The organism is Sebaldella sp. S0638, from assembly GCF_024158605.1.
Lineage (GTDB): Bacteria > Fusobacteriota > Fusobacteriia > Fusobacteriales > Leptotrichiaceae > Sebaldella.
Genome location: NZ_JAMZGM010000084.1, coordinates 1 through 15,959 on the forward strand (window position 1 = coordinate 1; position 15,959 = coordinate 15,959).

The following is a 15,959-nucleotide window of genomic DNA, read 5'->3' on the forward strand; positions in this document are numbered from 1 at the left end:
GTATTAAAAAACTCACAGTTTACGCTATCAGATTACCTGTTAAATATAGGAGAATACTCAAGGAACGGAGCAGCAGTCAGAGTAGAAAAATACGGTGACCTCATTCTTGGAAACTCATCAGACAGCACAACAAACCAAGAAATTAACCTTCTTGCCGGTAGTGAAGGAAATGCAGGTATATACTTACATGGGAGTAATGATACATCGGTAGTATTTGAACCGGATCCTGTATGGAATCCCGGCTACACAGAAACAGCAGTATTGGATGGTTTTTTGGGAGCAAGAGTAACAACAGACGGATTAAAACTTAATATAAACGGAAACAAACAGGTAGGTGCCCAGATAGAAGAATACGGATATTTTTACCATAATAACGGACTAATAAATGTAAATGGAACCAATAATACAGGAATAGCAGTTAAAACAGGCGGTTTGGGCGAACTAAACAATACAGGGGTAATAAACACCTCATTAGGAAACCTTGCTGTATATAATGACGGGACTTTTAATATGAATGGCGGAAATATAACATCAAGCGGACAATCCTCAGTAGGTATATACAGTGAAGCCGGCACAACGGACACTAACTTAAAAGGCGGAACATTAAGAGCAGAAAACGGAGGAATAGCTCTTTATGCAGGAGCAGGATCCACAATAAATCTAAGTGAGGGAATAAACCTCGTAACAGGAAATAAAGGACTTCTCTTCTATAACTATGATGCCGGGTTACCCTCAGGAAAGTACAGTGTAACAGGAAATGTAAAAGCAACGGTAGAAGAAGGCGGAATAGCATTTTATCTTAAATATGGAATGAATCTTGCCAGCTATTTAAACAGCTCATTTACAGGAATTCTGGGCGGAAAATTAGGCTTAACAATGAATTCAGGATCTATTCTGTATTTAATAGAAGGAGAAGGAAGTACAATATCTTTAACAACTTTGGACGGAATGGTAGTTCCGGTAACAAGTTTAGCAAATAATGTAAGTATAAATCCAGACAGTGCAAGTGATTACATCCCTGTATCCATGAATAAAGGAAAATTAATATTAGACAGAGATGTAAATTTAGATGGAAACGATTTGTATAAAAGAGCTCAGTTTGCTTTGTTGTCAGTATCATTAGATGGTGGAAAAACAATAACAGGAAGTCAGGACAAGCAAATAGGAATAGCCCAGAGAAATTATCCGGGAAGTACAGGTTTAAGTGATATAACAATAACAAATAACGGAATAATAAATTTATCAGGAACCAGAGCTTTGGGAATAGCCTCTGACTATGGTCATATAGTAAATAACGGAACAGTAAAAACAACAGGCAGTAATTCTGTGGCCATAGCCTCTTCAAACGGCTCATTAGCAGAGAATAACGGAGAACTGATAATAGGAGGAAATGAAACAGCAGGAATATACGGTCTAAATTATCTGGACGGAATAACTTCATCTTTAGTTTTAGGATATGGAAACGATAAAATAGATATAAGAAATAACAGCAGAATAACTTCATCAGGAAATGAAAAGGTATATGGAATATATGCAGATAATAAAAAATCTCAAAGTGATTCAGTAATAACACTGGGAGCAAGTTCAGATATAAATCTTCAAAGTTCGGTTGGAGGAATAGGAATCTATTCAAATAACAGTATTCTAACAGGAGGCGGGACACTGACAGTAGGAACAAACGGCCTTGGACTCTATGCTAAAGACAGTAATATAAATCTTTCAGGATTTAATTTAAATCTTCACGGAGATAATATCCTTGGTTTCTATCTTGATGGTAACACAGATTTTACAGGAAACGGAAATGTAAATATCCAGGGAACAAACATAGTTTTGTTTAACATCCAGTCAAGCGGAACGTTCAATCAAAACTTTAATGTAACATCATCATCAGGTTCGTCTTACTCAATAGGGAATATAAAAAACGGAACTTTCTACTATAACGGAACAAGCAGTCTTTCAGGCGGAGGAAATCTCTTAAATGGAGAATTTTCAGCAGTACTTTTAGATTCGGGAACACAAGTAAACAGTGTCGAAAATAATGTAGTAGGAGTAGTAATGGACGGCCAGTATACAGGTACTGTTCCTTCAGGATTCACAAGCGGAATAGATGTAGAAAACAGAGGAAACATATCGCTTAAAAGTAATTCGGCAGGTCTTTACGGAACAAACGGAGCAAGAATAAAAAATACCGGAAATATAAAAGTAGAAGATAACTCATTGGGAATCCAGTCCAAAGGAGCAGGTTCATTTACAGAAAACACAGGAACAATTACAGTTGGAAGTTTCTCTGCAGGAATATACGGGTCAGACAGTGGAAATATAACAAATACAGGAAATATATTAAGTACCGGAAATGATTCAGTAGGAATATACGGAGATGGTAATACATCACAAACAATAGTAAATAACGGAAAAATTGAATTATCCGGAAATAATGGTACAGGAATATATTTTAAAGGCTCAGCCCCGGTATCAATATTAAACACAAATATCCTGACAATAGGAAATTCAACAGACAGGAATAAACCGGGAATAGGAATATATAGTCAGGGGTCATCAGATACAGTTGAAAACACAGGGACAATAACATCAGGAACTTCATCAGTAGGAATATACATAAATGGTGGGACATTAAGCCAAAAGTCATTAATGAATGTCGGTGCAGACGGAACAGGAATTTATACATCAGAAGGAACAGTTAATCTGAATACAGGGTCAGTTCTAAATGTAACTCAAACAGCAGGAGTAGGAGTATATGCCCTAAACGGAACCACTGTAATAAATAACGGCTCATTAATGTTAGGAAATAACGGCTTTGGTTATGTACTTAAATCAGGTTCAACATTAACGAATATAATAGATACCTCAATAGGAGAAGGAAGTATATTTGTCTATGGAGACGGAGCAGGAAATATAACAAACAACGGAATACTAACAATGAACGGCTCAAACGGAGTAGGATTTTATACAGTAAACGGAGGAACTATACAAAATACCGGGAATATATCAGGAAGCTCAGGTGTATCAAATGTAGGAATCTATAATGAAAATGGAGTAATCATTAATTCAGGTCGAATAGATCTTGGAGACTCTGTAATAATAGATAAGGAAGATTCCACAAAAAACAGCTATTCAATTGGAATATACGGAGATAACACAGTAATAACAAATACAGGAGATATGAGTCTTGGTTATTACGGAGTGGGAATCTACAGTAAAAATGCACCAAGTCCTGTAAATAACAGTGGAAATATAAGCTCATCATCAGAAGGCGTAATAGGATTATTCGTAGAAAACGGAAAACTTCAAAATACAGGAAATATATTACTGACAGGAAATGATTCAATAGGAATTTATGCAAATAAAGGCTCAGAAGTAACAAATTCAGGAACTATAATAATGAATGGAGAAAATTCAACAGGAATATACCTGAACCTATTATCTAAAGTAAATAATCAGGGTACAATAAATATAAATGGAAATAACAGTCAGGGAATATTGTTAAAAGGTGGATCAAGCATATTAAATTCAGGAACAATCAATATCTCTGGAGGAGTAACAGGCTCAGAAACAATATCCTACGGTGGAACAAGTTATCCAATCCCAAGTATAATAAATGCAGGAATAATAAATGTATCAGAAAACTTTGAAGCTAAAGGAATAGATATATTAATAAAAGTAGACCCGACAACAATAAAAGCACCAAGCCTTGCAGAAGACACAGGAGCAGCTTTTGTATCAGATGCGGTTAAGTTTTTTGCACCTGCTTTTAATACAACAGAACCAATAGGAATAATGCCTGGCTTTGCATCAGGAACTCATGAAAATGTATATAAATTAAAAGATGTATTTAATCCATTTACAACAGATCAGGGAGGTCCTGATTCAGGGAAAGTAAATGTACGAAGTAAATCACTAACATGGAGAGCAACGCCAGTAGTAAATGAAAGAGGAAATGTAGATATCTGGATGGAAAAAATTCCATATGACAATTTTACTTCAGGATTATGGTATGAAGATTTCGGAAAAGCATTAGACAGTAAATTTACAGGTTCAAAAGGAAAAGCAGGAGAAATATTTGATAAAATAGATACAATAGAAACAGAACTTGATTTTAGAAAAACAATAGGAAATCTTGCAGGTGATTTTTATTCAAATATGAATCAGAGAGAACAGACAATAGCCAGAAGTTTTGAATCATCATTGAAGTTATTAAAGGATTCAGAGAATAATACAAAAGAGAATGTCAAGTTGAATATAATAGGAGGAAAAGGGAAAAGTACAGAAGATACAGACGGAGTACTAGATTATGATTATACAACAGCAGGAGTACTGGCACTAAGGGAAATAGAAAGAACTTACAGACATACCTTTGGCTATTCATTAGGATACTTACATACAGACTTTGATGTAAAAGACGGTAATAAGAGTGAAGAAAAAGCAGATACACTGCAATTAGGTTTTCATAATAAGTATAGTTTGAATGACTGGATATTAAGTAATGATGTGACAGGAATGTTAAGTTTTCATAATGTAGACAGAGTAGTGGACTGGACACATCTTGAAAAATCAAAAATGAGCGGAAGTTATGAAACCTATAGTATAATGAGTAACAATAAGTTAGGAAAAGAATATACCTTAACAAAGAATTTGAGTTTAAAACCTTATGCGGGACTAAAAGCGGGTTATACAACAAGAGGTTCATTCACAGAGTCAGGCTTAGAAGGACTGGAAGTAAAAGGAAATGATTACTTTACCTTAAAACCAAAAGCAGGTATAGAATTAAACGGAGAAGTCCCATTAGGAAAAGAAGACAAATGGAAATTAAAGGGATCTCTGGATGTAGAATATGGTTATGAATTAGGTAATGTAACCAAAAGAGAGTATGCAAGACTAGAAAATATAGAAACAGACTATCATAAATTATCAAAACCGGAAAAGGACAAAGGAGAATTAAGAACAGGAGCCCAGGTAGGAGTGGAAATAAAGGATAGATACGGAATATTCCTGACAGGAGAATATACAGCAGGAAATAATAAGAATTCAGACTACAGGGCAGGAATATCATTAAAAGCGGTATTTTAAACTGACTGAGAGAACTCATTGATATGGGTTCTCTCTCTAAAAAATCCATCAAGGAGAGGTTTAAATGAAAAAAATAATTTTCTCAACTATTTTTATTTTTTTAGCATTAATAGTTACATTTATAGTATCACCAAGACCTACAGCATATATAATAAAACAAAGTTTTAAACAAAAAATTGCAAGATCTCCTAGTAACTATGAAGAATATATAAATAAGGTAAAGATTATAAAAAACCAAGAATATAAGTCTAAATATAAAGAAAATTCTTATGATGTCTATATACCTAAAAAGTTGTCTGAAAATGAAAAAATACCGGCTATTATATGGGTACATGGCGGAGCTTTTGTAGGAGGAGATAAATCAGATATTGAAATTTACGCTACTATATTAGCAGCAAAGGGATACGCAGTCTTTACTATTAACTATGAATTAGCTCCTAGTTCTAAATATCCAGGACCCATTAACCAATTGTCAGATTTTTACAAATACTTTGAAAGTATAAATGAAAGATATAATGTTGATTCTTCTAAATTGTTCTTTGCAGGTGATTCAGCTGGAGCTCAAATTGTTGGAGAATTTATTAACAAACAAACAAATACAGAATATTCTATATCAGAAAATACGCCACAGTTAGTAAAAAAAAATAATATAAAAGGAGTTCTGTTATACTGTGGACCATATAATTTTGAAGAAATTGGACAAAATTCTTCATTTATTCAAAAATTTATTTTTGATCAAGTTGGATGGGCTTATTTTGGAGAAAAATTATGGAGGGAGTCTAAGAATGCAAAAACAGCATCTGTTATAAACAATGTATCTAAAGATTTTCCACCGGTTTATATTACAGATGGAAATACAGGGTCTTTTGAAAAACAAGGAACAGCTCTGGTTGAAAAAATGAAACTTTTAAACATTGATGTAACCTTTCGTTTTTTCCCCCTTAAAGAAGTCGAAACAAAACATGAATTCCAATTTCTCTTAGATACAGAACCTGGAGTAAAAGTTTTAAATGATACAATTTATTTTTTAGAAAAATATAACAAATAGAAATTGTTGTGCAAAAGTATAAATACCTTGAGCTGAATAAGAGTTAGTAAAAAAAGAGAAATCATTGGAACAATCTGAAATATAAAAGTAAAGAGAATTAAATATACCACGAGTTTATAAAAAAGATTGTGTGATTAAACATATTTGATATTAATTTTTGCTAGAAGGAGGAAAAAATGAAAAAAAGTATAATAGGTATGATATTATTTATAAGTGTAGTTTCCTTAAGTGCTGAGAAAGAAAGAAGAGAAATAGAAATACTAAATGTGGAAGCCCAAATGCAAAAGACAGATAAAATGGAGAGCTACAGATCAAAGAAGGATATAGCTTGGCATAAAACGGAATATAACAAGGTGTACAAATATTTAAATAAAACTAAAAAATAAGGAGGATGTTGTGGGTAAAAAAATATTATTATTATTTTTATCAAGTTTGATAACTATTACAGCCTATAGTGTTAATGTTGGAACAGAGACAGATAAATCTCTTGAAAACAGTATAACAAAAGATTATGATCAGGATGGAAAATATTCATCATATGAGAAAGCATTAAGAAAAGCACAGGAATCAGTGTATGTAATCTTACCTGAGAAAAGGGGTTACTGGTATACAATGCTTAATATAATAAAAGTTGAGGAAGAGGAACTAATGCTGGATGAAACAGCCAGAATGAGAGGAAGAAAATAGATAAATGGCAGGAGGAGAAATGAAAAAATTAGGAATAATAGGAATAATAGGAATATTGTCTATATTGGTTGGAACGCTTGTCAGTGCAGCACCGACGTATGAGTACAAAAGAGAATTAAGGGAAGGAGCAAGAGGTAAGTGGACAAATTTAAGACAACATTTAAACAGTGGTCAGAGATTAGGAAAAGAGCTTAAAAAAGTAGATGCACAGATAGATAAAAAGATAGCTGAAATTCAGGAAATAGAAGATTTATTGTTTAGAATAGAAGAATATAAAGCAGGAAATAATATGAAATAAATGTGAAGCTATAATGAAAAGATATAACAAATTTGGAATAAAAATAGAAGACAGATTTTAACAAAGTATCAAGTAGGAGATAATAGTCATGATAAAGATGATTATAGATTAAGAATGATGTCAAAAGTAGTATTTTAATCAGAAAAATAAGAGAAAGGGGAGAGTTTTTGTAAAAAAACGCAGGTATGTTCGTACCGGAAACTCTCTCTTCTTATCTCTGAAAGGGTTGGAAATGTACAAAACACGAGTAATAAAAGCAACTCTGGAAATAATAAAGGAGAATAAATTAGAAAAAGCTTCAATAGGTGAAATAATGAAAAAAATGAAATCGAGCCCCGGAAATTTATATTATTATTTTAAGAACAAGAATGAAATATACAAAGAAGTTTTGCACTATTCTTCAAATGAAATAACAAAGAGCCTGAGTGGAGTTAAGAAAAGTGATGATATTCAAGACTATTTATTCGAACTGACAGAAAATTTGGTAAGATTCTTGGAATCAAGGGAAGAAATATTAAATTTTCTGATAAGTATAAAAGGATCTTGTTATATGAAAGAGGATATAGTAATAGAAAAATTGTTATCAAAATTTAAAAATGCACTGATAAAAAAAGAACCTGATGAAAAAATACTGCTAAAATTATGTATGTTCTTGGGAGCAATAAATGAAGTTTTGTATGTAAATAAGCTAAAAAAGGGAAGAATATTGAAAAAAGATGAAATAGCAGAGATAAGTTATTTCTTTTGGGGTAAAAGTAAACATCAGAATAGAGAGTTGGATAGGTTATACTAGATTGGACAAAAAAGAAGTTATGTAATGTCTATAATAAAAAGAGCTTTATCCTCATCAAGTCTTCCTTTTGATGCTGTTTTAAGAATTTTAGTAAGTTTAGCAGTAGAAATATTCAGTAATTGATCTGGAGTAGAGGAATTAAGAAGAATTTCCATAGAAGCATTACCAAAAGTAATAGATTGTGCCTGAAAGGTTCTGAATCTGGTTAATCCTTTTAAAGCCATAGTATTACTGTCAGCCATGTCAGAAAAAGTAAATCTGTTAATTCTAATAACTTCAGCAATAAGAAAAGAATCAATATGTGAAAATTAACCAATACCAATATCAATAACACAAAAAAACATAAAATCACCTACATATAAAGATATAATGGTAACCATTCTACAAAAAATTATACTAATCAACCTTGCTAGATATTGGTAGTAAAACTACATCCTGTTCATTGGATTCAATATAATCGTAGAGTTAACAGTCTAACTTTAGTAGTTAAAACTATAAGGAAGTACAAGTTACCACTCTACCATTAAAATAATTATTACATAACGTAACAAAAATTTTAAGTAGTTAATTTAGCTATTTTAACTACAAATATATTATACAAGGAGGAGTAATGAAAAGATATAAAAAATTATTAGCAATGTTCAACGCATTAGGGATAGTATCGTCAATTTCTATAGCTGCAGAGGCAGAACCATTAACAAAACATGAGAAATTATATAATAATATGGTAAAGAATATAAAACAGGGGAAGAGTAATACAAAAAATTATAAGATACTGGAAGAAGTACTTAAGCAGAGAAATAAAGAGCTAAAAGATTTATATTTACAGAGTGATTATATTGTAAAGCCTGAATATTTGGAGTGGCAGATATTTTTTAGTGGTTTTTATGAAGAGTATGGAGAAGGAAGAGATAATACGAAAGAAAATGCCTTATATCGTACAGATGTCGAGGGATATTATGATACAACGGGTAATTTTATAATGACAGGTGGAAAGAAGAATGGAGTAGCAGGAAAACCATATCAGCCATTACAAAAAGCAAAGGAAATAGATCTCGGAGTAAGTATACCATTAAAAGAAATTAAGAGAGAACCAATTAATTTATCATTGTCACCTACACCTGAAATTGTTATTAATCCTAATGTACCTACAATTAATATTCCTAACAGTATTTCAGCGCCGACTGTAAATTCTATTGATTTTCAACCAATTTCACCTAATTTAGTTGCTCCAATACCTGTAATAGTAAATCCGATCAATTTATCATTTCCTGGAAGTGGGAATGGGGACAACACATGGTTTGGATTAAGCGGAAATAATGCACCGATAAGCCAACAGTCTATGATGGGGGCCGGAGGAGGAACAGGAACATTTGAAACTTTGTTTACAAATGGGAATAATATAAGACAATATATTAATAATACAACATTACAAGGTTATATGGGTGGTCATACGCTTCCCTCAGGAGTTGCTCATACAGAAAATAATTATAGATTTAGCGGAACGGCTTTCTTTGGGAGTATGCTACTGGTTGGAGGAGAACTTATTCCAATTAATAATATGAATTTAACAGTCCTAAAACTGTTAGGAAGCAATAATTTAGCGGTTTTTCATACAGATTCTCATAATGATCACGGAAGCTCCATTTGGAGATTAGATAATACTAATGTAATTTTAAAGGGAGACAGAACTATTCTTTATGATGTTCAATATCATGGATCTGTTGGAGATTCAGGAATGTCTTTTGATAATGGTAATCTTATAGCAGATAATAGCACATCATACACATCAATCTATGATGGTACTACCTATAATTATACCCCACAAAATAGATATATATTTGTAACTATTGCGGATGGGGGAGGAACAGCCAGATATTTATATTTCAAAAATGAAGCTAATGGAAATATTTATTTAAATGGAACTAGAGATATTCTTTCAAACTTTGCATCTGAAGATAATATAAATTATGGTGGTTCATTCTTTGAAAATAGAGGAATAATAGAATTAAATGGTGTTAGCTCTATGGGTTCTGTTTTCGCACGTGAATATAATAGATCGTGGATTAGATATGAAAATGCATTAAACTTAAATGGTGATAAGAGCGTGGGTGTAGCATTTACATTTAATTTCAATACAAATTCAACATTAGGAGCAGGATTGCCTGGAGTATCTGGACCTACTTATGAAAAATCAGCAGTAAAAGATTCAGTATTAAATATAAAGATAGGCGAAAAACAAAATCCAAATGATGCTGATTCAAATGATATAACTATAACAGGAAATACAGCGGCACTCGTTGAACAAGCAACAGCCTTATATTTTAACAATTCAAGTGGGACAATGAAAGATTATAAAATAATGCATACACAATTAGATGCATTAGAATATTCAAAAAAAGCAACATTAATATCATTAGTAAAAGGAAAAGTAATATTAGACGGAACAGATACAACAAATAGATTAAAGATAGATGGCGGAACAGGGAAAACAGGAATTGATAGTATAGGGATATATGCTGGAGCTCTAGGCACACCTGGAACAACACAATCAACAATAGAGAGTTATATTCCATTGACAATCACAAATTCTGATTTATCAACTGCTATTTTTGGTGAAAAAAGAGCAAATATAATAAATAATGGAAATATTACAATATCAGGAAGTAATGGAGTAAAGGGAATAGTAGTCGACAGTTTAGCGCAATCAACAATCGGAGGGAATATTACAATATCAAATGGTGGAGTTTATACAGATTCTTCAAATATTAAGACAGGTTCTGTTGTAATAGGAGCATTAGGTGGATCATCAGTGCTAGGAACAGGGACTGTAACTGCGGATGTATCAGGGAAAGAATCAATAGTATTTTATGCTGATAATTCAACAATAAATATAACAAATAATAGTTCAAATATTAAAGCATTAGATGGTGCATTTGTAATGACATCAACAAATGGAGGAACAATAAAATATGCAGGAAATAGCATTGAAGCAGGGGAAAGATCTTTAATATTTTATTTAGATAATAGTAGTAAAATAGAAATAACAGGATTAACTACTGCTAAAATAACAGGAGCTTCAAATGCAACAGACAGAGGAACAGCCTTTTATTATAAGTCTTTAACACCATATGGAACATTTAATTCAAGTGATATTTCTACATATTTTGCAAATAGATTTAACTCAACTTTAGGTAATTTAACTTTAAATATGGAAGATGGTTCAAGATTATTTATTGTTGACAATGTAGCCATGGATTTGTCAAATACAAATTTAGGTTTAGGTATAATACCAAATGCTCCCATTATAAATACACTGGGAACATCATATAAAACTTTTATGCTTTATCAAAGTGACCTAACTATAGATCAAGCAATTAATCTTGACTCATTAACCGATGATTATAATAATTTAGAAATTGTAACATCTAAAATAGCAAATAGTGGTCAGATGATTACAGGTAGCCAGGCAAATCAAATAGCTTTAGCTCAAGAAAACGGATTAACCCCAGGAGGAGTTGCTCTTCCAAGAAACACAGTAGTTTTAACAAATAACGGAGGAATAATAACACTAGGGGGAGTAAATTCAGTAGGAATATATGCAAATAACGGAGAAATTAATAATACAGGTTCTGGACAGATAAATGTTACAGGAGCTGGTTCCGTGGGAATATATGGAGTGAATGATTCATTAATTGATAATCAGGCAAGTTCTACAATACAAATTTCTAATTCTGGAGTAGGAATATATGGTGAAGGATATAAGCAAGGAACCGCTCAGGCATTTGGAAATGGGAAAATAAATATAACAAATAGTGGTTTGATACATGCAGTAAACTCGACAAATGCTATTGGTATATATGCAAATAATAACAGCACTGGTAATCCTGCCGATTCACAAATAAATTTATCCTCAGGAACAATAGATGTATCAGCCTCAACAGGAGGAGTAGGGGTACATTTAGATAAAGGAACATTAACAGATATTTCATCAACAATAACAGTAGGGAAAAATGGTTTGGCTATTTATGCTAAAGACAGTGCAATCAATTTGGGAGGTTCAACTGTTGTTAACTTGAATGGAGATAATGCTCTTGGAGTATACCTGGCAGGAAATTCAACTGTTTCATCTATGTCTAACTTGACATTTAATATTAGTGGTCAGAATGTGATGTTGTTTAATTTAGATTTTTCAACTGCGCCAACACCAGTATTAATAAACGCTGGATTTGGTATAAATTCTGTAGCCTCAGGTTCGAGCTATATAGGTGGAAATATTATCAATGGTCACATTAAGTATACAACAAACACATCAATGTATTCAAATGGAGTTTTATTTAATGGAAAAAATTCAGAAATTGTAATTGATTCAGGTTCAACTATCCAAGCTGTCGCTGGAGCAAATAATATAGCAGCTGTGGTTATTGATGGAAATATTAATCCTCCGGGGACTTGGTTAAGTAGACCAAATATTGATGGGGAAAATCAGGGAACAATAATACTAGGAGATCAGTCTGTCGGAATACTAGGAAAAAATGGAGCAAGACTTTTAAATAGTGGGAATATTTTAGTTGGAAATGAATCTGTAGGATTAAAATCCTACGCGGCACAGGGAGAAATATTTAACGAAGGCATTATCACAATAGGTAGTAAGTCACAAGGAATGTTTCTAAAAGATGGAATAGGAAATCCAACAGGAGATTTGGTAAATGAAACTACAGGACAAATATTAAGTACGGCTGGAGAAGCAGTGGGAATGTTTGGTGATGATGTTGAGGATACAATAAATCGTGGACTCATTAATTTGACGGGTGATTCATCAATTGGAATGTACATTACAGGAGTTATACCATATAGAACTTTAAATGATGGAATAATAAATATGGGGAATTCATCAAATGTAAATAATCCATCAATAGGTATTTACTCAATAACAGCAGGTGAATCTATTACAAATAATGGTACTATAACATTAGGGCAAAATTCAATAGGAATTTACGGAGATCAGCTATTAATAAATCATAACGGAACATTAAATATTGGGGATAATGGAGTAGGGATATATAGTACAAATGGAACAGTTGCTTTAAACACTGGTTCAGCACTTAATTTTGGTACAAATGAGGCAGTTGGAGTATATGGTTTAGATACTACAATAGTAAATAGCTCAAGTTTTAATCTGGGGAATAAAAATTATGGCTTCATCTTAGAAGGTGGTAGTTTAACAAATAATGTTGGTACAACAGCAACGTTAGGACAGGATTCAGTATATCTATACAGCACAAAAGCTCCACTAGTAGTTAATAATGGAGACTTATATTTAACAGGAAATGATAATATAGCATTTTATACAGCAGCAGATTCATTAACAGGAATTGGAGGAGCAAATGTAACTAATACAGGAATAATAGATGGAACATCAGGACATAATAACATAGGAATATATAATTATGGTGGGGTAGTTACAAATACAGGTTCAATAAAGTTAGGAGATTCTGATTTAGTTTTAAAAACAGATGCAACTGGAGCTCTTGTAGTTGATGTTGATAACAGTAAGTATTCAGTGGGAATATATGGAGAAAATTCATCAATTGATAATCAGGGAAGTATAGTAGCAGGTTATGGTGCTGTCGGAGTAGTAGCCAAAGGTGGAAGTGCAATAAATAAAGGGATGATAACGACAACTGGTAATTATTCAATGGGAATGTATACAGAGGGTGGAGTAATAACAAATGATACTGGTGCAATAATAAATGTAACAGGTAATAATACAGTTGGTATGGCAGGAAAAGGAACAAATTCACATATAATAAATCACGGAACAATAAATGTATTAGGTGATAATTCAATAGCAATGTATGGAAGTTATGGAACAATAATAACAAATACAGGAGTAATAAATATAACAGGAACAAATTCAAATGCTTTTGTTTCACCTGATCCACTTGATCCAAACCATTTTATAGCAGGAACAGTAAATGGTGCAGTAGCTAATAGTAGCTATATTCATCAATCTAGTGGGGTTCATCAATTGCCTACATTAGTGAATGCTGGAATAATAAAAACAAATGGAGTTTTAGCTTTGGATGGGATACAAGTATTAATACAACCAAATCCAAGTACAGTGACACCATCATCTGATCCTGATTATGATTTTGAATTATCAGGAACAGCCATAATAGCAGATCGTATAGTAACAGATAAGCCAATAAAAATTTTACCAGGATTTGCAGATGGAACAATAGCAGATGTATATAAACTGGAAGGAGTAATACAAGCAACATCAGGAAAATATGATTTCATAAGTGGATCATTACTATGGGAGGCAACACCAAAAGTAACAAGTACAGGTTCTGATGTCTATATGTCAAGAAAAGCATATTTAGAGTTTGCTTCTGGGTTATGGTTTGAAGATTTTGGAAAAGCTTTGGATGATAATTTTCTGAATGCAAGAAATAATGAAAAAGCAACAGAAATCTATAATAAAACAGGATATATTAAAACAGAAGAAGAATTTAGACATATAATGGGAAGTCTTGCAGGAAATGTGTATGCTAACATAAATCAGAGAGAGAATGATATAGCAAGAGCCTTTGAAGACTCATTACATATACTTCAGGATTCAACAAATAATACAAAAGAAAATGTAAAAATAAGTGTGATAGGAGGGAAAGGAAAGAATAAAGAGGAAACAGACGGAGTAGTAGGTTATGATTATACAACTACAGGAGTATTAGCGCTAAGAGAAGTAGAAAGAACATATAAACATACATTTGGATATTCACTAGGGTATGTCCATACAGGATTTGAATTTAAAGATGGAAACAAGAGTGAAGAATGGGTAGATACGATACAATTAGGTTTACACAATAAATATAATTCAAAAGGATGGCAGTTAAGAAATGATTTAACAGGAAGAGCAAGTATCCATAATGTGGACAGAAATATAGACTGGGAATCACCGTTAAAAAGATCAGAAATGAATGGAACTTATGAAACATATAGTATAACAAGTGATAATATTTTAGGGAAAGAATTTGAATTAGGAAAAAAAGTAAGTATAATGCCTTATGGAGGAGTAAGAGCAATGTATGTGATGAGACCGACATTTGAGGAAAAGGGACTGGAAGCCCTTGAGTTAGAAGGAAATGATGCATGGAGTGCAAAACCGAGAGCAGGGGTAGAATTAAAAGGAATTTTACCTATAGGAACTAGCTGGCAGCTAAAAGGAACTCTTGATTTTGCTTATGAGTATGAACTTGCAGATCTTAATGAAAGGGAAAAAGCAAGATTAATAGCAGTAGAAAACGGGTATCATAAATTATCAAAACCTGAAGATGAAAAAGGAACATTTAGAACAAAGGCAACAATAGGAGCAGAAGCAGTAGACAGATATGGAATATTCCTGACAGGAGAATATTCAACAGGAAATGATAAAGAAAGTGATTACAGAGCAGGAGTGACATTAAAAGCAGTGTTTTAAGGAGAGGAATAAAAACGAGAGTATTTTTATGGAAAACTTGGTATGTTCATCCTGAAACATTCTCGTTTAAAAAATTAACTAAAATGTGTTATTAAATTATGGAATTGCAACAAAATTTGAGGGTGTGAAAATTAGAGCAACTATACAGAAGATTAGTTTTTCATAATTGTTTATCTATTAAAATATCACTTGAAAAAATAATAAATATGAGATACAATAAGAAGCATAAAAATTTATAGAGAGCAAATATAATATTGCAAAACCTGATCCTTTTAAATTTTAACATTTAAAATCAGATTGCCAAGAAACAAATCTTAACCTCAAATGTAAGGTAACTGTCAATAAAAGGCAGTTACCTTTTCTAATTGGGGTCGTTAGAACAACGAAACGGAATTATACTGTATGGGATCCCGCCATCATTTTCGAAATTTTACACGTTATGACTCTAAAAGGTAAGTTTTGGGACTTTGTATAGATATAAAAACATAATCTGTAGTGCTATAGTAAAGTAGGAACACCAAAATCTAAACAATGATATAATAAAAAAAGAAAGAGGTGTTTTGAA

Annotated in this window: 8 protein-coding genes; 7 read left to right on the forward strand and 1 reads right to left on the reverse strand. The window is 32.4% G+C overall.

Annotated features, from left to right (window positions below; translation table 11 throughout):
* The 6 genes from NK213_RS16625 to NK213_RS16650 all read left to right on the forward strand — a co-directional run.
* Window positions 1–5,085: autotransporter domain-containing protein (locus NK213_RS16625; RefSeq protein ID WP_253351238.1), on the forward strand; the 5,085-nt coding region annotated here is incomplete at its 5' end.
* A 64-nt stretch (window positions 5,086–5,149) separates the two neighbouring features.
* Entirely contained in the window at window positions 5,150–6,133 is a 984-nt protein-coding gene (locus tag NK213_RS16630; RefSeq protein ID WP_253351239.1) for an alpha/beta hydrolase, read from the forward strand.
* A 176-nt stretch (window positions 6,134–6,309) separates the two neighbouring features.
* Window positions 6,310–6,519 (forward strand): hypothetical protein, encoded by a 210-nt coding sequence (locus NK213_RS16635; RefSeq protein ID WP_253351240.1) that lies wholly within the window; start codon window positions 6,310–6,312, stop codon window positions 6,517–6,519.
* Window positions 6,520–6,529: 10 nt separating this feature from the next.
* Entirely contained in the window at window positions 6,530–6,820 is a 291-nt protein-coding gene (locus NK213_RS16640; RefSeq protein WP_371926456.1) for a hypothetical protein, read from the forward strand.
* A 19-nt stretch (window positions 6,821–6,839) separates the two neighbouring features.
* Window positions 6,840–7,118 (forward strand): hypothetical protein, encoded by a 279-nt coding sequence (locus tag NK213_RS16645; RefSeq protein ID WP_253351241.1) that lies wholly within the window; start codon window positions 6,840–6,842, stop codon window positions 7,116–7,118.
* Window positions 7,119–7,350: 232 nt separating this feature from the next.
* Window positions 7,351–7,911: a TetR/AcrR family transcriptional regulator gene (locus NK213_RS16650; RefSeq protein WP_253351242.1), complete on the forward strand. Its 561-nt coding sequence runs from the start codon at window positions 7,351–7,353 to the stop codon at window positions 7,909–7,911.
* A gap of 17 nt (window positions 7,912–7,928) precedes the next feature.
* On the opposite strand, the gene NK213_RS16655 is transcribed toward NK213_RS16650, so the two are convergent.
* Window positions 7,929–8,135 carry a hypothetical protein gene (locus NK213_RS16655; protein WP_253351243.1) on the reverse strand — a complete coding sequence of 69 codons (207 nt, stop codon included), beginning with the start codon at window positions 8,133–8,135 and terminating at the stop codon, window positions 7,929–7,931.
* Between the two features lie 386 nt (window positions 8,136–8,521).
* Between NK213_RS16655 and NK213_RS16660 the strand changes: the two genes are divergently transcribed.
* Complete coding sequence (locus tag NK213_RS16660) at window positions 8,522–15,394, forward strand: autotransporter domain-containing protein (RefSeq protein WP_253351244.1); 6,873 nt, start codon at window positions 8,522–8,524, stop codon at window positions 15,392–15,394.
* Window positions 15,395–15,959: the final 565 nt, after the last annotated feature.

Bases quoted from the DNA above. Each gene is read 5' to 3' on its own strand.
- NK213_RS16630 (WP_253351239.1), top strand. From the start codon at position 5,150: ATGAAAAAAATAATTTTCTCAACTATTTTTATTTTTTTAGCATTAATA.
- NK213_RS16635 (WP_253351240.1), top strand. From the start codon at position 6,310: ATGAAAAAAAGTATAATAGGTATGATATTATTTATAAGTGTAGTTTCC.
- NK213_RS16645 (WP_253351241.1), top strand. From the start codon at position 6,840: ATGAAAAAATTAGGAATAATAGGAATAATAGGAATATTGTCTATATTG.
- NK213_RS16650 (WP_253351242.1), top strand. From the start codon at position 7,351: ATGTACAAAACACGAGTAATAAAAGCAACTCTGGAAATAATAAAGGAG.
- NK213_RS16655 (WP_253351243.1), bottom strand. From the start codon at position 8,135: ATGGCTTTAAAAGGATTAACCAGATTCAGAACCTTTCAGGCACAATCT.
- NK213_RS16660 (WP_253351244.1), top strand. From the start codon at position 8,522: ATGAAAAGATATAAAAAATTATTAGCAATGTTCAACGCATTAGGGATA.